Here is a 20,524-nt window from a genome sequence, read left to right as displayed (position 1 = left end):
ACCTTCATGGTCTGGCCTCCAACGTACGGACGCGTTCGAGCATGCGCACGGTGCGTGCCCGCCAGGTGTTGTCGCCGACAAAGCGCCGGGCCTCCTCCTCGCCCAACCGTCCTCGCCCCAGCTGGCGCTCGATCGCCGCCTCGAACGCGTCCGCGTCCGCGCCGATTTCCAGGCCTGCCGGACCGTCCTCGGCGAACGCCAGCGGAGTCGACACGACCGGCAGGCCGGCCGCCAGGTATTCGAAGAACTTCATTGGAAACATCGATCTGGTGTAGTCGTTGATCAGTGTCGGCAGCAGTCCGACCTGCATGCCGCGCAGATAGTCGGGCAATTGCGCATAGCTGCGGTAGCCCAGCAGATGCACGTTCGGCAACGCCGCCAGCGCATCCACCAGCGGGCTCTGTTGCCCCTCGCGCTGCTCGCCGATCAGCACCCAGTGCCACTCCGGCCGCCGACGCGCGACCTCCAGCAGCAGCGCGAAGTCGACCTTGAAATCGGACAGCACGCCGTGATAAACCAGGCGCGGGGTCGGGATGGCCGCGAGGTCGTCGGGCACCGGTCCGGCCGCCAACGCCTTGCCGAAGTGGCGATCGTCCGCGACATTGGGCAGAAAATACGTGCGCGGATTGAACGGGCGGCAACGGTCCTCGAGCGCACGAGCGGTGACGAAGACCGCGTCGCACGCCTGCAGCAAGCCGCGCTCGGCGGCCTCGAACGCTGCCACGTCGACGCCCGGCACCGCCGACAGATCGTCGACGCAGTGGTAGACCAGCGCACCGCGCGGCACGTCCGCGATTGCGTTCTGCATGTACGGATGGTAGGTCCACACCAGCGGGCGCGCGAAACGCCTGGCCCGCAGGAATCGCCTCAGCGCATGCCGCAGCAGGGCCTGATTGATCCAGCGCACCACGGGCCAATGATGCTTCGCCGGCACGATCAGTGGCGACAGCACCCAGATATTGTCGCGGCGCCGTGGTGGACCGATCAGCACCGACTGCACGCCGCGCCAGAGGCGTCGCCACAGGCGCTTCCAGTCTCGTCCGCTCGCCATGCGGGGCCTGCGCAGGCCCACGCTCTCGATGTACAGGACCCGCCAGCCGAGGCCGGCCAGCTCGCATGCCATATGCTGCTTGTTGGTCCAGTAAGGCTCGTCCCAATCGGCGGTGGAGAACAACACGCAATCGCCCGCTTCCGCGCCGGCTACCACGGACGCGGATCGACGGGCGCTCGCCGTTTCAGGCGTGTCGATCGCCTCAACCACCGAAGTCCTCCATCGGCCGACCCAGCAGGCTCGCGACCACGCGCGCCGACGCGCGACCGTCGCCATATGGATTGGCACGATCGCGCAACGCAACGACACGCTGCGGGGCATCGAGCCAGTCCGCAACCGCCGCGCTGATCGACCGCGGGTCCTGGCCCGCCAGCGTCGCAAACCCGGCATCGACGCCTTCACGCCGCTCGGTATGGCTGCGCATCACGACCACCGGCACGCCGAAGGTCGGCGCCTCTTCCTGGATGCCGCCCGAATCGCTGACGACCAGGTCGCTGCGGCTGATCAGATAGAGACTGGTCGGATAGTCGACCGGCTCGACCAGCGACAGATTCGGAACGCCGCCCAGTTCACGCAGCACCGGCCCGCGCACCGCCGGATTCAGGTGCACGGGGAAGATCCAGCGGTGGTGCGGATAGCGGCGGCACAGCTCGCGCAGTGCGGTACAGATACCGAGCATCACGTCGCCGAAGTTTTCGCGCCGATGGCACGTGACCAGGACCTGCGGACCGTCATGGCGCAGCTCGGGGGCCAGCTCCGGTATCCGGCCCGCCCAGCCGGCGCGCACCATTTCGATGGCGTCCACGACGGTGTTGCCGGTCGTGACGATCGTATCGGCGCGGACGCCTTCGTTCAGCAGGTTGTCCCGTGCCGATCTGGTCGGCGCGAAGTTGCGGGCGGCGATGCGGCCCAGCAGGCTCCGGTTGGCTTCCTCGGGAAAGGGACTGGCCAGATCGCCAGTGCGCAGGCCCGCCTCGACGTGCCCGACGCGTACGCCGCGATGGAACGCCGCCAGGCCCGCGCAAAAGGCCGTGGTGGTATCGCCCTGCACCAGCACCCAGTCGGGCCGCTCGGCGGCGATGGCGTCGTCCAGCTCGGCCAGCAGGCGTGATGCCAGACCATTCAGCGATTGGCCGGGCCGCATGCAATCGAGGCCAATATCCGGCGACAGCGCAAAATACGACATGGCCTGCTCGAGCATCTCGCGGTGCTGACCGCTGCTGCAGACCGTGACGTCGACCGCTTCGCGCAGGGCCGCGACGACAGGCGCAAGCTTGATCACCTCGGGGCGGGTGCCCATCACGACCATGACTCTCATCGCGATGCCTCCCATCCGGTCGCGCACATCCGGCGGCCGTGATACTCGATCGCGAGTTGGAGTCCGTTCGATGCGCCGACCGGCACGGCGACACGATAGGCGCCCTCTTCCTCACGCACCGACGCCTGCGCCCGATATTGCAGGAAGTCCATTGCCGCCTCTTCGTGCAGGAAAAGCGGCGACTGTGCGCGCGCGCGGATATGTGCGATCAATTGTCGATGGGCATCGATGCGCGCCGCTTCATCGGCCCAGCCATAGGCATACCGCGCGGAGAAGGGGTGATCGAGATAGCCGAACAACGTGCCGGTGGCATGAGCACGGTCGAAAGCCTCACGATAAACGGCCAGCGGATCGCCTTCCGCGAGCAGGCAGTCCCCGTGAAGCATGCATTGCTGGCTGTGGCCGACAAAGCCTGCCGGCAGACCGGCCAGTTCGCCGCCCCGCGCCAGAACGAATTCGGGATCGTTGCGGATGATGCCGCCGATGCAGCCGGCATAGCCCAGATCGGCCAATGCGTGCAGGGCGTAGCGCGGAGTCTGGTGAAACGGCGAAACCGCGTAGCGGACCTCGCGGCCGGTCACCGCGTGCAAGCGGTGCGCCGAGGCCCAACCTTCGTGCAGCGCCGCTTCATAACTGCCGCCCCATTGCGGCGCGTGCGTCGCGGTATGCGACAGCACAGCCCCGCCGTCGGCGATCAGCTCGCGCAGCAGCCCGTGCTGGCGCTCGTCCGCCAGCGTGCTGGTATGCACCGCCAGCGAAAACGGCACGCCGGCCTCGCGGTAAGCGTCCCACAAAGGGCGGGCCGACTCGACGTCTTCGTCGCAATCCAGCCGCGACGTAATGGCGGCGTCATGGCCCCAAGGCACTTCGGACAGCACGGGATGGCAGGGAAGCGTCTCCGCCCCGTGCGCCGACAGGAATTGCTCGACGATCCGCCATTCCCAGGAATCGCATGGGCCGGCGGCGCGATTGAACCACAGCACGCTGGCGTCGTCGCGCCGTGCCAGCGCGGCATAGCTGCCCTGGCGCCGGCCATCGATTTCGATCGCTGCCAGTTCGTCTGCGCCGGTATCCATACCGACCGCGATGCTCCAGCACGAACCGTCCGCGCGGATCGCACCGTAGCCGAGGTTGTTCCACTCGTCGGCAAAATCGAAGCGCTCGAACGGTCGGTGCCATGCCGGCAAACCCAGCGCCGCGGCCGCAGCGCCATAGCGCACCGCAGCACGGCTCGCCGCCATGCCCGAACGCGGTGCCGGCTCGCTGCGGCTGGCCCGTTCGAGTGCGTCCGGCAACGCGGACGGTTGCCAGCCCAGATGGTGTGCCAGCACGTCCGAGATACGGCCAAACAAGATCAGCTTGCGCCTTCCCCGAGCCAGCCACGCGATCAGGTCGTCCGTCCAGGCGTCGGGCATATCGACCGCTACCAGGGTCGAGACCGATGCGAGCGCGCCCCGCGACAAAGCCGCCGCCTGTGACGCGCTGACCGAACGGCGCAGGGCCGCGAGCACCAGTTGCCCGGTTGCCCGCGCGGGATAGGGAAAGGCGACGCCGATCATCCAGTCACCACATGCCTGAACTTGGCGCGGGATCCGACCCGCACGAAGTCGTCATGGCCGACAAACGCCACGGTGAAGGCATCGCCCCAGAACGCCTTGAGCTTGGCCATCGTGTCGTCCGCGCTGGCCCAGGGTTCGAGGACGATCCGGAGCGTCGGCGGCGAAGTGCGCAGGTCGATCTGGAATTCCTGGATCCCGCCGACCCGGTGATCCAGCATGTCCTGGATATGGTGGGTCGGGTGATCGACGCCATTGATCGGCACGACGTCGTGGATGCGGCCGACCACATCGGTCAGATAGAAGCCGGTCGGACGTTCCTCGACGCGAGCCAGGTCGCCGGTGGCATAGCGCACAAGCGGCATCAGCCGGTTGCGGAAACCGGTGAACACCAGTTCGTGCGCACCGTCCGCATTGTTCTCGACCGTGCGGGACTCCGGCCATCCCTCCGACTCCAGCACCTGGAAGCCACCCTGTTCTCCGTCGAGCTCGTACGCCATCACGCCAAGCTCGGCCAGACCGTAGCGATCGACCACCCGGCATTGCAACGCGGCCGCAATGGTCTTCCTGGCGTGGGGCTCCAGCAGCTCACCGCTGGACTCGAACACTTCGAAGGTCTTTCCACCGCCGTATCGGCGCTGCACATAGCAGGCCAGCGCATAGATGGTCGACGGATGCGCATGGACCAGATACGGCCGGCGCCGCTGCAAGGTACGCCAGATCTCTTCCAGACCCACATCGTCGATGCGATCGAAGAAGATGTTGCTTCGGTTATTGACGAAGCATTTGAAGTCTTCACGGGACGGCCATTGCGGCACCGCCATATCGGGAAAGCGACAGGCGAAATGCAATTCCGATCGATGGCCCGACTTGCCGATGCGCTCGCGCGCATAGCGCGTGACGGCCGACGAATAATCGGCCGCTTCCTGATCGTAATAGATAGTGCAGGACAGCCCGGTCGACCCGCCTGTCTTGCACGCGTGGTGCCGCAGTTCGGCCAGCGGGCGCGACAGCATGCGCTCGCCCTGCTCGCGGATGATGTCCTTGGTCAGGTAAGGCAGGACCTCAAGTCGGCGCGGATCCTCGGCGGCACGCTGCGGATCGAAACCGACCTGGCGGAACAGGTCCCGGTAGTAGGGCACATGGGTGCCGGCGAAGGTCAGGATGTCCCCGAGCCGCCTCTGCGCAATCCGGCGCCGTTCGGCCATCGGCTGGGCGTAATGGCGGCGGAGCTCCGCCACCTTCGGCGTGACGCTGCGGCGCTCCCGCCGTTCGGCGATCGGATAGCCGATATAGCCGCCGACCACGCCCTTCAGCGTGCGCAGCGGCTGGCGAGCAAAAACGAGTTCGCCATAACGAAGCAAGGGATGATCAGCTCGCATAGTAAATGTCATGTCGCTCATAGGGCTGACCGCACTGTGTTCGGGAAAGCCGCCGAAGGCGGGGCTGCGCTTTCCATGGCGCCTGTCGGTACGCAGGCGTCCTTGTAATCGATATCCGACGACGCGCCTTAGCCGACCGAGCTGGCAGCCAGGCCGGCAACCGCCGTTGTCGCGTCCTCCTCCCTGGCAGGGGCTGCGGCGACCACAGGCTCGTCCGAGACGATCCGGCCGTGTTCCATCTTGATCTGCCGATTGCAGACTCGCGCCACCAGCTTCGGGTCATGCGACGCCAGCACCAGGATCGAAGCCTTGCCGACCAGCTCGTCCAGGCGCTTGGCCGCCTTCAGGCTGAAATCGGCGTCGCCCACGCTGAGCCATTCGTCCATGATCAGGATGTCGGCCTCGACACTGGTCGAGATGGCGAAAGCCAGCCGCAGCATCATCCCGCTCGAGTACGTGCGAACGGGCAGGTTCAGGTAATCGCCAAGTTCGCTGAACTCGGCGATCTCGTCGATCTTGCTTCGAATGCGCGCGGGCCGCAGGCCGTCGAGAATGCCACGCAGATAGATGTTCTCGAATCCGGTCGCGTCGGGGTCCAGTCCCATCGACACGTCAAGCAGCGAGGCGATCTTGCCACGCGTATGCAGTTCGCCGCTGACCGGCGCATAGACGCCCGACAGCGTGCGCAACAGCGTGGTCTTGCCGGAGCCGTTGTGGCCCACCAGTGCGACCCGCTCACCATCCGCGAAGCGAAAGCTGAGCCGATCGAGCGCGGTCACGATCGCGTGCTTGCCGGCATCCTGCCCGATCCGGCCGCCCGTGGTCAGGTTCAGCACGGCCTTCTTCAGAGAACGGTGCGAGTTCTCGTAGATCGGAAAGGCGACGGAGATGTCTTTTGCAACGATGGATGAGGTCACGGTGTTACAGCCAGTATGGAACGCGATTGCGGTATCGGCTCATCAGATACTGCGCGAACGCGAATCCCAGAATCAGCAGACCGAACGACCAGGCCCAGGATTCCCAAAGCATCGGCCTGCCGGTAATCGGCGCGCGGATTGTTTCAATGAGGTGATACAGCGGGTTCATGTGGGCAATCCAGGAGCGATCCTTCAGGATCTCCGGCATCCACATCACGGGCGTGAAGAAGAAAATCACCTGAACCAGGTTCGTCACGATCGGCGGAATATCGCGGAAGCGGGCGCACAGCACGCCGAGAGCGACGCCGACCCAGATGCCGTGCAGCAGCAGCATGGCCAGGCCAATCGGCACGACCAGGAATTCCCATGTCGGCCAATGACCGAAGCCGACCATCAGGATGATCACCACCGGCAGGCTGTGCAGCAGGATGACGAAATTCCGCCACGCAATGCGGCACACATGGACGGTCAGCGGGATGCGTATCTGCTTGATCAGATAGGCCGACCCGATGAACGCGGTACACCCTTCGTTGGCGACCGAGGCCAGGTATTGCCAGACCACCAGGCCGATGGCCAGGTACGGCAGATAGTCCGAGATTTCCTGCTGCAGCAGCGTCGAGTAAAGCGCCCCCAGCACGATCACCATGATTGCCGTGCTCAACGTGAACCAGAACGGCCCGATCACCGAGCGCCGATAGCGCTGGCGGATGTCATGCCAGCCCAGCGTGCCCCAGATGCGGGACGCACGCATGCCCACCAGCATGTCGTCGCTATGACTATGCCGGGTGATGTCGTCGGTGTCGTAGCTGTGTTCAGCTGCTGCGGTTTCCGCCATGTCACGCACGTCCGTAAATGTCCTCGAAGCGGACGATATCGTCCTCGCCGAGATACTCGCCGCTCTGCACTTCGATCATGACAAGATCGACCACGCCCGGATTCTCGAGCCGGTGCTTGTGGCCAGCCGGGATATAGGTCGATTCGTTGATTGCGACGAAGAATTCCTTGTCGCCGTTGACAACCTTCGCCATGCCGCTGACGACGATCCAGTGTTCGCTGCGATGGTGATGCATCTGCAGGCTCAGGCTGGCGCCGGGCTTCACTTCGATACGCTTGATCTTGAAGCGCGGGCCTTCTTCCAGCACCGTATAGGTGCCCCAGGGCCGGTGCACGGTCCGATGCAGGCGGTGCGCCTCATGGCCTTGCGCCTTGAGCTTGGCGAACACATGCTTGACGTCCTGCGCCCGTTCCCGGTTGGCGATCAGCAGCGCATCGGGGGTGTCGATCACGATCAGGCCTTCCACCCCGACGGCGCCGATCAGCCGGTCGCGGCTCACCAGATAGCAATCGCTGACGTCGTGCAACAGCGCCTCGCCTTCGACGCGGTTGCCCTTGTCGTCGGCCTTCGACAGTTCGCTCAGCGCGGCCCAGGACCCAATGTCGCTCCAGCCGATCGAGCACGGCACCACCGCGGCGCGCGTGCATTTTTCCATCACGGCGTAGTCGATCGAGTCTTCCGGCACCGCGGCGAAGCTCTCCGACTCCAGCTCCACCTGAGTCCAACCCTTCGCGGTAGCGACACGCGACCTGGCAAGGCTGGCCTCGGTAGCCTCCAGGATATCCGGCGCGTGTTCCTTCAGCTCGCGCAGCATGGCGCCCGCGGTGAAGCAGAACATGCCGGAATTCCACAGGAATCGCTGCGACGCCAGATATTCGCGCGCCTTTTCCAGCGACGGCTTTTCGACGAAACGCAGTACCTTATTGCCATCGGCCTCGATATAGCCATAACCGGTTTCGGGAGATTCCGGATGGATGCCGAAGGTCACGATGCGGCCCTCGCGCGCCAGCGCTTCGGCCTGCTGAACCGCATCGCGGAACGCGTCCTGATCGGCGATCAGATGATCGGCGGCCAGCACCAGCATCACGGTATCGTCACCATGGGTCTGCGCCACGCGCAGCGATGCTGCCGCAACCGCGGCGGCGGTGTTCCGGCCGAGCGGCTCAAGGATGTAGGAGGTAGCGCAATGTTGTTCATTGACGGCACGGAATTCGTCCTCCGTCTTGAAGAACAGCTCCCGGTTCGTGACCGTCAGGATTTCCGCCACGCCCGGCAGAGCCGCCGCGCGCAAGAATGCTTTCTGCAGCAGGCTCTGACCATCCGACAGACGGATGAACGGCTTCGGATGCAGTTCACGCGACACGGGCCACAGCCGGGAACCGGCGCCACCGCACAGGATGATGGGTACCAAACTCACATGTTCCTCACAATGCGCGTCAAACCTTGCGCTTGGTGTTGCGTTTCAAATGTCGACGTTGGATCTGGCCGCAAGGCACATTCCCGTCGGAATCCGGCATCGAATCAGGCGCGCCCTGGCCCCTGCAGCGATGGATCGTCACTCGAGAACAGGTCCGCTTCCGCAAGCGGCTTGCCCGCGGCGTCCTTCGCGGCCAGCATTGGCTCCCCATCGATCGGCCAGTCGATACCCAGGGCCGGGTCGTTCCACAACAAGCTGCGCTCGTATTCGGGATACCAATAATCGGTAGTCTTGTACAGGAACTCGGCATGGTCGGACGTCACCAGGAATCCATGCGCAAAGCCTTCGGGCACCCATAACTGGCGCTTGTTCTCCGCCGACAGCGTGACGCCCACCGCCTTGCCGAAGGTCGGCGAGCCCTTGCGGATATCCACCGCCACATCGAACACCTCGCCCGCCACCACGCGGACCAGCTTGCCCTGGGGATGCTGGATCTGATAGTGAAGACCGCGCAGCACACCACGCGCCGAGCGCGAATGGTTGTCCTGCACGAAGACGCGGTTCAAGCCGGTCGCCTCGGCAAACTGCCTGGAATTGAAGCTTTCGAAGAAAAAACCGCGTTGATCGCCGAATACCTTCGGCTCCAGGATCAACACCTCGGGGATCTCGGTGCGAATGACGTTCAGGCTCATTTGATGGCCTCCGACAGGATCTGCATCAGATACGCACCATAGCCGTTCTTCGACAGCGGACGCGCCAGCTCGGCAACCTGATCGGCGGAGATCCATTTATTGCGGAACGCGATTTCCTCGGGACACGCGACCATCAGTCCCTGCCGGCTCTGCAGCGTCGCGATGAAGCTGGCTGCCTCCAGCAGCGAATCGTGCGTGCCGGTGTCCAGCCAGGCATAGCCGCGGCCCATGATCTCGACTTCGAGTTGTGCCATCGCGAGGTAACGCTTGTTGACGTCGGTGATCTCGAGCTCGCCGCGCGCGGATGGCTTGATGTCGGCCGCGATATCGCAGACCTGGTTGTCGTAGAAATAAAGCCCCGTCACCGCATAGTTGGAGCGCGGCTTCAGCGGCTTTTCCTCCAGCGACATCGCACGGAAGTTTTCGTCGAACTCGACCACGCCGTAGCGCTCCGGATCATGCACGTGATAGGCGAACACCGTCGCGCCGTCTTCCTTCGCGCACGCCCGCGTCAGTTGGCTGACGAGATCATGGCCGTGGAAGATGTTGTCGCCCAGGATCAGGGTCGAAGGATCGTTGCCGATGAAATCGCGGCCGATCAGGAACGCCTGGGCCAGCCCATCGGGCGAAGGCTGAACCGCGTATTGCAGATTCAGTCCCCATTTGCTGCCATCGCCGAGCATTTCAGCGAAGCGCGGGGTGTCTTCCGGCGTCGATATAACGAGGATGTCACGAATCCCCGCCAACATGAGCGTTGACAGGGGATAGTAGATCATCGGCTTGTCGTAGACAGGCAGCAGCTGCTTCGACACCGAGCGGGTGATCGGATAAAGGCGGGTGCCGGAGCCCCCGGCCAGGATGATGCCCTTGCGCATGGCGAACCACTCAGGAAAGGATCTGGTCGAGCAGGTGGGCAATGCCCTGCTGCCAGTCCGGAAGATGAATGCCGAACGTATCGCGCAGCTTGCTGGTATCCAGACGCGAATTCGCCGGCCTTGGCGCGGGCAGCGGATACTCGTCGGACGCAATCGCGGCCACCCGGTCGGACGCGACCTTCAGCGCAATGCCCCTGGTTTCCGCGTAGCGCAGCACGGCCGTCGCATAGCCATGCCAACTGGTTTCGCCCGCGGCGGCGAGGTGATAGATCCCTCCGGCAAAGCCCGCTCGATCGCCGTGCAGCCAGTGGCGCGCCACGATCTGGGCCGTCACGTCGGCGATCAGCGACGCCGTGGTCGGAGCGCCGAACTGGTCGGCGATGACACGCAGTGCGTCTCGTTCCGACGCGAGCCGCAGCATCGTCTTGGCGAAGTTGGCGCCGTGCGCGCCGGCCACCCAGCAGGTCCGCAACACCAGTGCGTTGGCACCCGTTGCAGCGATGGCCTGCTCCCCGGCAAGCTTGCTCTTGCCGTAGACCGATTGCGGGTCGACCGGGTCAGTTTCGACATAGGGGCTCGTCTTGCGGCCGTCGAACACGTAATCGGTCGAGTAATGGACCAGCAGGCCGCCAAGTTCGCGTACCTCCTCGGCCAGTACGCCGGGGGCCACACCGTTGATCGCGTGAGCCAGCTCGGCCTCGCTTTCGGCCTTGTCCACCGCGGTATAGGCGGCGGGATTGACGACGATGTCCGGGCGGAGCTCCCGCACGACGCGACGAAGCTGCCCGGGGTCGGCCAGATCGCAGGCATTGCGGTCCAGCGCGACGACGCGGCCTAGCGGCGCCAGGCTTCGGCGCAGTTCGAAACCAACCTGGCCATTGCTTCCAGTGACGAGAAGGGTCGGGACACGGGAGGTTTCACGCTGCATACTGCTTCGCCACCCAATTTCGATATTCCCCGGACATCACGTCCTGCACCCAGGCCTGGTTGTCCAGATACCACTGCACCGTCTTGCGCAGCCCGGTCTCGAAGGTCTCCGCCGGCTTCCAGCCGAGCTCGCGCTCGAGCTTGCGGGCGTCGATCGCATAGCGCCGGTCGTGGCCGGGGCGGTCCTTGACGAAAGTAATCTGGTCCCGATAGGAGCCCGAAGCCTTCGGCTTCAGTTCGTCCAGCAGGTCGCACAGCGTGTGCACCACGTCCAGATTGGTCTTTTCGTTCCAGCCGCCGACGTTGTACGTCTCGCCGAGCCGTCCGCGCGCCAGCACCTCGCGGATCGCGGCGCAGTGGTCGCCCACATACAGCCAGTCGCGCACGTTCAGGCCGTCGCCGTAGACCGGCAGCGGCTTGCCGCCGAGCGCGTTGGCGATCATCAGCGGGATCAGCTTCTCGGGGAAGTGATACGGCCCGTAGTTGTTAGAGCAATTGGTCGTCAGGACCGGCAGTCCGTAGGTGTGGTGGTAGGCGCGGACCAGATGGTCGGAACCTGCCTTCGAGGCCGAGTATGGGCTGTTGGGCGCGTAGGCCGTCGTCTCGGAAAACGGCGGATCGTTCGGACCGAGCGAGCCGAACACCTCGTCGGTCGACACGTGCAGGAAGCGGAAGGCGGCCTTGCGGGTGTCGTCGAGCCCGCTCCAGTAGGCTCGCACCGCCTCGAGCAGCGTGAAGGTGCCGACGATATTGGTCTGGATAAACTCGCCCGGACCATGGATCGAGCGGTCGACGTGGCTTTCGGCGGCAAAGTGCAGAACAGCGCGGGGCTGGTACTCGGCCAGCAGCCGGTCCAGCGCGGCGCGGTCACAGATGTCGGTGCGCGAGAAAACGTGACGCGGATTGCCCTCCAGCGAGGCAAGCGTCTTCAGGTTGCCGGCGTACGTGAGCTTGTCGACATTGACGACGCTGTCGGCGTCGGCATTGCCAAGCCAGTTCAAGACGAAATTGGCACCAATGAAACCGGCGCCCCCTGTCACGAGGATGTGCGGCAAACCCCTTTCTCCCTAACAATCGATATGTTTCGAAAACGGGACAATAGCCCGGCGCCCGCCTTGATCCGTTGGGGGGACGGCAGGATCATCAGTGTTCTCAGAAGTGGCGGTATTCTATCCGAGCGCCCCCCCGGGATTACCCGGGCCAGTCATCTTTTTGTAGCCTGTTGTAACGGCTCCTGCCCCCCCTCTTTACAATCGACAAAAAGCCGCCTCCGGCTCTCTTTTTTACCGCTATGCCCCATTCCGTGGTGCCCGCCCCTTACCCCTACGCCATCGGCGACCTGCAAGGTTGCTGCCCCTCCCTGGAACAACTTGTCACCAAAATCCCCGACGATGCGCCACTTCGCTTCGTCGGGGATCTGGTAAACCGCGGGCCGGCGTCACTGGAGACCTTGCGGAAGGTCCGTGCCATCGGCGCGCGAGCCGAGTCGGTGCTGGGCAACCACGATATCCATCTATTAGCGGTCGCCGCGGGCGTACGCAATCCGGGTTCGTCTGACACGCTCGATGCCATCCTCCAGGCGCCGGACCGCGAGGAGCTGCTGCACTGGCTGCGCCACCGGCCGCTGGCCGTCCATGAGAACGGCTTCCTGCTGATCCACGCCGGCGTGCTGCCCCAATGGACCGTCGAGCAGACGCTGGAGCTTGCCGGCGAAGTCGAGCGGAAGCTACAGGGACCGGACTGGAAAGCATTTCTCGCGGATATTTTTGGTAATGCGGCAAACCGCTGGCACGAGGGGCTGCGCGGCATCGAGCGGCACCGGGTCGTGATCAATGCGCTGACCCGGCTGCGCTTCTGTACCGCCGACGGGGTGATGGACTTCAAGACCAAGGAGGGATTGGGCAAGGCGCCCGATGGCTTCCTGCCCTGGTTCGATGTGCCGACACGCCGGACCTCGGATACCACGATCGTCTGCGGGCATTGGTCGACGCTGGGACTGGTGATGCGGCCCGACCTGATGGCGCTGGATACCGGCTGCGTCTGGGGCGGTCGCCTGACGGCGGCCCGTTTGACGCCGGAGCCGGCCGACCGCGCGGTCATCCAGGTCGATTGCCCGCAATATTGTGATCCTTTAGGCTGATCTTGTCATCACCTTGGCGGGGATGTCGGTGTGCAAGCGCACCGACGATCAGGCCGGATTGTCGGTGGCCGTGGTTGCCGCCGGTGTGGCGGACAGCTCGCCGGCAGGCAACGGCGCGTTGCCCTGGAGTTGCCGGCACAACGCGACCACGGCCTCGCGCGCGTGGTCGGCCAGCGCACGGCGCCCGCCGTCGTCCGCCTGAAGCGGCTGCCCGAACGCGATCTGCGCGGTGATCGGCGGCGACTGCAGGATCGCGTCGAGCGTCTGCAGCAGCGTCAGGTCGCCGATATAGGCCGGCGCGACGGTGCGTTCGCCGGTAGCAGCGTCGCAATAGCGAAGCGCCACCGGCAGCACCGGCAGTCCGGCGGAGATCGGCGCCTGCATCAGATTCGCGTGGAACGGCAGCACGTCGGTGCCGTCGGTGGTCGTGCCTTCCGGGAACACGCAGACGCGGTCGCCCTGCAGCATGCAGTCGGTGATGTCGTGCAGTACGCGATGGGCGTCCCGCTTGCGGCCGCGTTCGATGAACAGCGTGCCGGTCTGCTCGCATAGCCAGCCGATCAGAGGCCAGTCGCGAATCTCCGACTTGGCGACGAAGCGGGACGGCTCCCAGCAGTGCATCACGAAGATATCGAGCCAGGAGATATGGTTGGCCACCACCATGGCGCCGCGGCCGGTTTCCGGCACCGGCCCGATCAGCTCGATATCGACCCCGCAGATGCGCAGCAGCCGGCGCGACCAGCGGCGGATATGCCATTGGCGCGACGTCTTGCCGAGCCACGGGAACAGCACCGCGCAGGTCAGCAGGCCGCGCAGCAGATGCAGGCAAAGGGCGAGCTTGCGCAGGGCGATCATGGGATCGATGGAAATAGCAGGCGTCGGAGCCGTGGCGGTGGGTCAAGGGCTGCTGCCCGCTCCCCCCGCCCCTCTCCCGCAAGCGGGCGAGGGGAGTATCGGTCTGCCAGGGCCGACGCCGAGCCTCGGGATCAGCGGGCGGCCACCGCCTCGCCGTTGCGCGACTGGCCGGCCAGCTCGTAGACCAGCTGGCCGCCGACCAGCGTGGCCGTGACACGGCCGCGCATTTCGTAGCCGAGCCATGGCGAGTTCTTGCCCTGGCTCTTCAGCGTGCGGCGCTCGACCTTCCACACCGCTTCCGGGTCGAACAGGCAGACATCGGCCGCGCCGCCGACCGCCAGGCGGCCGGCCGGCAGGCCAATCACGCGCGCGGGCTCGCTGGTGATGCGGCCCAGCGCCTTGATCAACGGCACCTTGTGTTCGTCGGCCCAGCGCAGCGTCAACGGCAGCAGCAGTTCCAGCCCCGTCGCGCCCGGCGACGCCTCGGCGAACGGCAGCAGCTTCTCGTCGTCGTCGACCGGCGTATGGTCCGAGCACAGCGCGTCGATGGTGCCGTCGGCCAGTGCGGCGACGATGGCGTCGCGATCGCGTCCGCTGCGCAGCGGCGGCGAGAAGCGCATCTGCGAATTGAAGTAGCCGATGTCCATGTCGGTCAGGCCGACATGGTGGATGTTGACGTCGCAGGTGACCTGCAGCCCTTCGCGCTTGGCCTGCCGCACCAGTTCGAGGCCCGCGGCCGACGACAGCCGGCACAGGTGGACCCGCGCGCCGGTCGAGCGCATCAGTTCGAAGATCGTATGCAGCCGCACGGTCTCGGCGATTACCGAGACGCCCGACAGCCCGAGCCGCGACGCGACCGCGCCGCTGGCCGCGACGCCGCCGCCCAGGTACGGATCCTCGGGCCGCAGCCAGACGGTGAAGCCGAAGGTCTGCGCGTACTGCAGCGCGCGCAGCAGCACCTGGGTGTTGCGGATCGGCGCCTCCGCCTGCGAGAAGCCGACGCAGCCGGCTTCCGTCAGTTGCGACATCTCGGTCAGCACCTCGCCCTTCAGGCCCAGCGTCAGCGCACCGAGCGGATACACATGGGTCTGGTTCAGCGTGCGGGCGCGGTACTTGAGCATTTCTACCAGGCCCGGCTCGTCGAGCACCGGGTCGGTATCGGGCGGGCACACCAGGCTGGTGACGCCGCCGGCGGTGGCCGCGGCCACTTCGGATTCGAGCGTGGCCTTGTATTCGTAGCCCGGCTCGCGCAGCCGGGCCGACAGGTCGACCAGGCCCGGGCAGACGATCAGTCCGCTGGCGTCGATGGTCTTGTTGGCCTGAAAGTCGGCCGGCGCGTTGCCGATGCCGACGATCTTGCCGGCGGCCAGGAACAGGTCCTGCTGGGCATCGATATTGCCGGCCGGGTCGATCAGGCGGCCACCCTTGATGTGGATCTTCATATCGTGTCGCTTGCTATCGCTTGCCATTGCGGCTCGTTTTGGTGCTGGGCGACCGTCATCAGGCCGGCGATTGCCTGGAGGATCGCCCTTCAGTCGTTCTTCAGTCGTTGTTGCCGGCGACGATGCCCATCACCGCCATCCGAACCGCGATGCCAAAGGTCACCTGGTTCAGGATCACCGACTGCGGACCGTCGGCGACGGCCGAATCGATTTCGACGCCGCGGTTCATCGGCCCCGGGTGCATCACGATGGCATCGGGCTTGGCCAGGGCCAGACGTTCGGGCGTCAGGCCGAAGGCCTTGAAGTATTCCTGCGCCGACGGCAGCAGCGCGCCGCTCATGCGCTCATTCTGCAGCCGCAGCATGATGATCACGTCGACGCCCTTGAGCCCCTCTTCCATGTTGTGGAAGACCCGCACGCCCATCTGCTCGAGGCCCGACGGCAGCAGCGTGCGCGGACCGATCGCGCGCACCTCGGGCACGCCAAGCGTGGTCAACGCGTGGATGTCCGAGCGCGCCACCCGCGAGTGCAGGATGTCGCCGACGATCGCGACGGTCAGCTTGGTGAAGTCCTGCTTGTAATGCCGGATCGTGTACATGTCCAGCAGGCCTTGCGTCGGGTGCGCATGGCGGCCGTCGCCGGCGTTGATCACGTGCACGTGCGGCGCGACATGCTCGGCGATCAGATAGGGCGCGCCCGAGCTGGCATGCCGCACCACGAACATGTCGGCCGACATCGCCGACAGGTTGTTGATGGTGTCGAGCAGCGATTCGCCCTTGCTGGTCGACGAGGCATTGATGTTCAGGTTCAGCACGTCGGCGGACAGCCGCTTGGCGGCGATCTCGAAGGTGGTGCGGGTGCGCGTCGAGTTCTCGAAGAACAGGTTGAACACGCTCTTGCCGCGCAGCAGCGGCACCTTCTTGACGTCGCGGTCGGAGTCCGACAGCGACACGAACTGGCTGGCGGTGTCGAGGATGTGCGTGATCATGTCGCGCGACAGCCCCTCGATGGACAGCAGATGCTTGAGCTCGCCGTTCCTGGTGAGCTGCGGGTTGCGGAACGTCTTGGTCATGGGTGAGGCGTGGGCGGGTGCGGTTTGGCTCGGTACGGGTGCGCGGGTGCTGGTGCTTGCCTTGGCTCGGGCTTGTGTGCTCGTTCTGCTGCGGTGAATGCGTGCCGGTTTGCCGCCGTTCAGCCGGCGGCGGAATCGTGGTTGCCGTTCAGCGCTTCGGTGGCAAAGGTAAAACGGATGCCGGCGCCCTCGCCTTCGCGCGACAACACCAGGTTGGTGCCGCGCGGCAGCGTGATGCGCTCGCCGACGAAGTCCGCCGCGATCGGCAATTCACGGCCGCCGCGATCGACCAGCGTGGCCAGCGCGACGCGCGCCGGCCGGCCGTAGTCGAACAGTTCGTTGACCGCGGCGCGGATGGTACGGCCGGTGGCCAGCACATCGTCGATCAGCAGCACTTGGCTGTCCTGCACCGAAAACGGCAGCGTGCTCGGCTGCGCCTGGCTGTGCAGGCCCTTCTTCGCGTAGTCATCGCGGTGGAAGGCCACGTTGATCACGCCGTAATGCGGCAACTGCAGATCGGCGGCCAGCCGCTCCGCGATCCACGCGCCGCCCGAATAGATGCCGGCGATCGACCAGGGCGCGCCGCCCGAAGCGGAGCCCGAACCGGAGCCCGACGTCGCGGACAGCATCCCTTGCACATGGTCGCGCAGCGCGCGGTACAGCGCTTCGGCGTCGGGGGTGGCGTTGGAAATCATAGCGGCAGTTGGTCGAAATACTGTTGCAGGATGATGCGGGCGGCCTCATGGTCGAGCGCGCCGGGCCTGGCGCCAGCCGCCTGGGCCTCGAGCGAGCTGTAGCGCTCGTCGACCCAGGTCACCGGCAGGTTGAAGCGGCCGTTGAGCTGATTGCCGAAGCGCCGCGCCAGCTTGGTCGCCGGCTGTTCGCCGCCCTCGGGCGTCAACGGCAGGCCGACTACCAGATGCACTGGCGCCCATTCGGCGATCAGCGCGGCGACAGCCTGGAAGCGCCCTTCGACGGTGATGTTCGGCAGGATGGTCAGCGGCCGCGCCTCGCGCGTGATGAAGTTGCCCAGCGCCACGCCGATCTTGCGCTCGCCGTAATCGAAGCCCAATACGGTGCCGTCGGTGGGCACGGCGGACACTGGCGCGCCTTGCGGCGCCGGCTTGTGGAGCGGCGTAGCCGCGTCCGCGCTAGGCATGCCCCGCCTCGCCGGAGAGCATGGTGATGTCGATGCCCAAAAGGCGAATGGCGGCGGCGAAGCGCTCCTCGGGAGGGACGCTGAACACGATCTCGGGGTCGGCCTGCACGGTCAGCCAGCCGTTGCGGCTGAGCTCTTCCTCCAGCTGGCCAGCGCCCCAGCCGGCATAGCCCAACGTCAACAGGAAGCGGTGCGGGCCGCTGCCGTTGGCGACGGCCTCGAGCACGTCCTTGGAGGTCGTCATCTCCAGGCCGCCGGGCACCGTCAGCGACGATACGTAGACGCCGACCGGGTCGTGCAGCACGAAGCCGCGCTCGGTCTGCACCGGGCCGCCGAAATAGACGGGTTGTTGCGCAACGGGCTGGATTTCGAGCTTGAGATCGATCTTGTCGAACAGCGTGGCCATGTCGATGTCGATCGGCCGGTTGATCACCAGGCCGAGCGCGCCACGCTCGTTGTGTTCGCAGATGTAGACGACGGCGCCGGTAAAAGTCGGATCCGCCATGCCGGGCATGGCGATCAGGAATTGATTCGTCAGATTGATGGGGGCTGCGGACGTCGCCATGCGTTGCATTTTATCAAATCAGCGCCAATGTTCCGGAAAAGATTCCCTCGTCCGGGCCCGCGCAGGGATCGGGATGGTGCGTGCCGCCCCCACAGCCGTTGCATCGCAGCATCGGGGCCGCGGTGAGTCGTGCCGCCCGGTCCCCTCCTCAGTCCTTGCGCGCCAGTTCGGCCAGATCCGCCGGCGTCAGCCAGCGCCATTCGCCGGGCGCGAGCGCAGGGTCCAGCGCCAGTCCGCCGATGCGGCTGCGATGCAGCGCGGCGACATGGTTGCCGGCCGCGGCGACCATCCGCTTGACCTGATGATACTTGCCTTCGGCCAGCGTCAGCCGCAGCGCGCGTTCGCCGACGATCTCGCAGGCCAGCGCCGCGATCGGGGCGGGTTCGTCCTCGAGCTGGACGCCTTCGCGCAGCGCCGCGGCCTGGGCCTCGGTGGCCGGCTCCGCGGTCGTGACCTCGTAGACCTTGGGCACCTTGCGCCTGGGCGAGGTCTGCGCGTGGATGAACTGGCCGTCGTCGCTGAGCAGCAGCAGTCCGGTGGTGTCCTGGTCCAGCCGGCCGACCGCCTGCACGCCGCGCTCGCGCAGCGGCACCGGCAGCAGCGTGTAGACGCTCGGATGATGCAGCGGCCGCTGCGAGCATTCGTATCCCGTCGGCTTGTGCAGCATCAGATAGGCCTTCTCGTGGCAGACCCATGCCTCGCCATCGACGGTCAACCGCAGCCCTTCAAGGATGAACTCCGCGCGCGGGTCGTCGCACGGCTCGCCCTCGACCTCGACCATGCCGGCCCCCACCAGATCGCCGCAATAGCGGCGCGTGCCGAAGCCTTGCGATTGCAGGATGCGGTCCAGCGGCGTGGTCTTGGGCGGTTTGGCGGTCTTCGGGCTCATCGGCGGTCAAGGGGAGTCGGCGTGTTGCAGGGGGACATGGCGCAGGCGGCCATGCTACGGCATGCGGTCGGGCAAGCGGCGCACACTGACGGAGAGTCGAGTTTGGACCCGTCCACCCATCGCGAACCGTACAGGAACAGGGAAGGGATCGGCATGACGGGCGCCTTGCCCTCTGGCCAGCCCCTCTCCCGCATGCGGCTGAGGGCAGAAAGCGGAAAGCCGCTGCAGATTGGCGGGCCTACGCCGCCAGCAGCGCGCTTTCCCGATAGTGCCGCTGCGCGTCCTCCGGCCGTTCGGTCTGCTCGAACAGCCGCGCCAGCGCCAGATGCGCGCGGATGCGAAGGCGGCGCTGTTCCTCGCTGGTCGCGTACTTCAGCGCGCGCTCGAAATTGGACTGCGCCTTGCCCCACAGCTGTTCGCCCAGGCACAGCACGCCCAGCGTGAAATGCAGCTCGGCATCGTTCGGATGCTGGGCCAGCCATCTCTCGGCCTGCTGGATCTGCGGCAACGCCTGGCCGGGCTCGGCGCAGTCGGCGTAGCGCAGCACCAGCCGGCTGTCCCAGTTGACCTTCAGCGCGTCCTCGACGATCCGGCGGGCTTCCTGCTGACGGCCCAGCGCCGAGAAATAGCGCGCGGCCGGCTCGGCGATACGGGCGGCGCGGCGCTCGTCGTTCGACAGCGAACGCCAGAAGTCCTGCAACGCGTCGGCGTCGTGGCGGCGCTCTTCCAGCATCGCCTCGCAGGCCAGCTGCTTCAGGCGCAGCGCCAGCACCGGATGCAGCGCGTTGCGCTTCTCCAGCGAGCGCGCCAGCCGCAGCACCTCGCTCCAGTTCTTCAGATGCTGGTGCGCACGCAGCGCGATCCGTTGCACATGGATCTGCCGCCCGCCCTGCGCCTGCAGCTGCGCGATCGTTTCCAGCGCGCCATCGGCATCGCGGGCGTCGACCAGCATCTCGGCCAGCGATACCAGCCGTGCCTGTTCGCGCTCGGGCGCGGTGACCTGGGCCAGCCAGCCGTCGCGCCGCTCGGCCTCCTGCATCTGATGCGCGGCGCGCGCCCCGATCAGCGCCGCGGTCTGCGCCTGCTCGGGCCAGACCTGGGCTTCGCGCGCGGTGCGCTCGGCGCGGGCGAAGCGGCCCGCAAACAGATTCTCGATCGCCTCGCGCAGCGCGGCCTGGGCCTTCAGCATGCGGTTGCGCTCGCGATAGGCGGCGGCGCGCCGGGGCATCTCGGACAGATGCCGGATCGCCGACAGCACGGTCCAGGCAATGAAGAACAGCAGCAACAGCAGCGCCAGCGCCAGGTTCAGCGACAGCTCGACCCGATACGGCGGGTAGAACAGCACCACATTGCTTTGATTGAATTGCGTGAACAGCGCCAGCCCGACGGCGCCGCCAAACAGGATCGCCACCCAGAATAGAAGTCGCATGCG

The 20,524-nt window shown here is 66.0% G+C and carries 20 protein-coding genes; 1 reads left to right on the top strand and 19 read right to left on the bottom strand.

The window, feature by feature from the left end; genetic code table 11:
* Positions 1-4: 4 nt before the first annotated feature.
* The 11 genes from FOB47_RS12900 to rfbB form a co-directional block, all read right to left on the bottom strand.
* Entirely contained in the window at positions 5-1,123 is a 1,119-nt protein-coding gene (locus tag FOB47_RS12900) for a glycosyltransferase (protein WP_226994881.1), read from the bottom strand.
* A gap of 130 nt (positions 1,124-1,253) precedes the next feature.
* Entirely contained in the window at positions 1,254-2,369 is a 1,116-nt protein-coding gene (gene wecB / locus FOB47_RS12895; protein WP_174781254.1) for a non-hydrolyzing UDP-N-acetylglucosamine 2-epimerase, read from the bottom strand.
* The gene (locus FOB47_RS12890; protein WP_244959412.1) at positions 2,366-3,928 is read right to left on the bottom strand and encodes a polysaccharide deacetylase family protein; all 1,563 of its coding nucleotides are present in this window, start codon (positions 3,926-3,928) and stop codon (positions 2,366-2,368) included. Before FOB47_RS12890 ends, wecB begins: the two co-directional genes overlap by 4 nt.
* Complete coding sequence (locus FOB47_RS12885) at positions 3,925-5,307, bottom strand: phenylacetate--CoA ligase family protein (protein WP_174782412.1); 1,383 nt, start codon at positions 5,305-5,307, stop codon at positions 3,925-3,927. Before FOB47_RS12885 ends, FOB47_RS12890 begins: the two co-directional genes overlap by 4 nt.
* Before the next feature lie 128 nt (positions 5,308-5,435).
* Positions 5,436-6,224, bottom strand: a complete 789-nt coding sequence (locus FOB47_RS12880; RefSeq protein ID WP_174781253.1) for an ABC transporter ATP-binding protein — start codon at positions 6,222-6,224, stop codon at positions 5,436-5,438.
* Between the two features lie 4 nt (positions 6,225-6,228).
* Positions 6,229-7,059, bottom strand: coding sequence for an ABC transporter permease (locus FOB47_RS12875; protein ID WP_174781252.1), 831 nt, complete (start codon positions 7,057-7,059; stop codon positions 6,229-6,231).
* 1 nt (position 7,060) lies between these two features.
* Positions 7,061-8,476, bottom strand: a complete 1,416-nt coding sequence (locus tag FOB47_RS12870; protein WP_053821171.1) for a mannose-1-phosphate guanylyltransferase/mannose-6-phosphate isomerase — start codon at positions 8,474-8,476, stop codon at positions 7,061-7,063.
* A gap of 104 nt (positions 8,477-8,580) precedes the next feature.
* Positions 8,581-9,168, bottom strand: coding sequence for a dTDP-4-dehydrorhamnose 3,5-epimerase (gene rfbC, locus FOB47_RS12865; protein ID WP_053821170.1), 588 nt, complete (start codon positions 9,166-9,168; stop codon positions 8,581-8,583).
* Positions 9,165-10,043 carry a glucose-1-phosphate thymidylyltransferase RfbA gene (gene rfbA / locus FOB47_RS12860; protein WP_053821169.1) on the bottom strand — a complete coding sequence of 293 codons (879 nt, stop codon included), beginning with the start codon at positions 10,041-10,043 and terminating at the stop codon, positions 9,165-9,167. Before rfbA ends, rfbC begins: the two co-directional genes overlap by 4 nt.
* 10 nt (positions 10,044-10,053) lie before the next feature.
* Positions 10,054-10,971 (bottom strand): dTDP-4-dehydrorhamnose reductase, encoded by a 918-nt coding sequence (gene rfbD / locus FOB47_RS12855; protein WP_174781251.1) that lies wholly within the window; start codon positions 10,969-10,971, stop codon positions 10,054-10,056.
* A complete protein-coding gene (rfbB, locus tag FOB47_RS12850; RefSeq protein WP_053821167.1) occupies positions 10,961-12,025 on the bottom strand; it encodes a dTDP-glucose 4,6-dehydratase in 1,065 nt (354 codons plus the stop codon). The genes rfbD and rfbB overlap by 11 nt, the downstream gene beginning before the upstream one ends.
* Positions 12,026-12,261: 236 nt before the next feature.
* Here rfbB and FOB47_RS12845 point away from each other — a divergent pair, with 236 nt between their 5' ends.
* Entirely contained in the window at positions 12,262-13,110 is an 849-nt protein-coding gene (locus tag FOB47_RS12845; RefSeq protein WP_174781250.1) for a symmetrical bis(5'-nucleosyl)-tetraphosphatase, read from the top strand.
* 48 nt (positions 13,111-13,158) lie between these two features.
* Here FOB47_RS12845 and FOB47_RS12840 read toward each other — a convergent pair whose 3' ends face one another.
* From FOB47_RS12840 to FOB47_RS12805, 8 genes are all read right to left on the bottom strand, one after another.
* Positions 13,159-13,965, bottom strand: coding sequence for a lysophospholipid acyltransferase family protein (locus FOB47_RS12840; RefSeq protein WP_174781249.1), 807 nt, complete (start codon positions 13,963-13,965; stop codon positions 13,159-13,161).
* A gap of 131 nt (positions 13,966-14,096) precedes the next feature.
* Positions 14,097-15,407 carry a dihydroorotase gene (locus tag FOB47_RS12835; protein ID WP_144425737.1) on the bottom strand — a complete coding sequence of 437 codons (1,311 nt, stop codon included), beginning with the start codon at positions 15,405-15,407 and terminating at the stop codon, positions 14,097-14,099.
* Between the two features lie 100 nt (positions 15,408-15,507).
* Positions 15,508-16,479 (bottom strand): aspartate carbamoyltransferase catalytic subunit, encoded by a 972-nt coding sequence (locus tag FOB47_RS12830; RefSeq protein WP_006575889.1) that lies wholly within the window; start codon positions 16,477-16,479, stop codon positions 15,508-15,510.
* A 119-nt stretch (positions 16,480-16,598) separates the two neighbouring features.
* On the bottom strand, positions 16,599-17,174 hold the full coding sequence (gene pyrR, locus FOB47_RS12825; RefSeq protein ID WP_174781248.1) for a bifunctional pyr operon transcriptional regulator/uracil phosphoribosyltransferase PyrR: 576 nt from the start codon (positions 17,172-17,174) through the stop codon (positions 16,599-16,601).
* Entirely contained in the window at positions 17,171-17,638 is a 468-nt protein-coding gene (gene ruvX / locus FOB47_RS12820; protein ID WP_053821162.1) for a Holliday junction resolvase RuvX, read from the bottom strand. Before ruvX ends, pyrR begins: the two co-directional genes overlap by 4 nt.
* Positions 17,631-18,203, bottom strand: coding sequence for a YqgE/AlgH family protein (locus FOB47_RS12815; protein ID WP_006575892.1), 573 nt, complete (start codon positions 18,201-18,203; stop codon positions 17,631-17,633). Before FOB47_RS12815 ends, ruvX begins: the two co-directional genes overlap by 8 nt.
* A 148-nt stretch (positions 18,204-18,351) precedes the next feature.
* Complete coding sequence (locus tag FOB47_RS12810) at positions 18,352-19,092, bottom strand: 16S rRNA pseudouridine(516) synthase (protein ID WP_053821161.1); 741 nt, start codon at positions 19,090-19,092, stop codon at positions 18,352-18,354.
* Positions 19,093-19,330: 238 nt separating this feature from the next.
* Positions 19,331-20,521, bottom strand: a complete 1,191-nt coding sequence (locus FOB47_RS12805) for a heme biosynthesis protein HemY (protein ID WP_053821160.1) — start codon at positions 20,519-20,521, stop codon at positions 19,331-19,333.
* Positions 20,522-20,524 lie beyond the last annotated feature (3 nt).

Origin of the sequence: Cupriavidus gilardii (genome assembly GCF_013347325.1) — a bacterium.
In the GTDB taxonomy this organism is placed as follows: domain Bacteria; phylum Pseudomonadota; class Gammaproteobacteria; order Burkholderiales; family Burkholderiaceae; genus Cupriavidus; species Cupriavidus gilardii.
The sequence above is the reverse complement of the archived record's forward strand: the minus strand, read 5'-3'. Positions and strand labels throughout refer to the sequence as shown.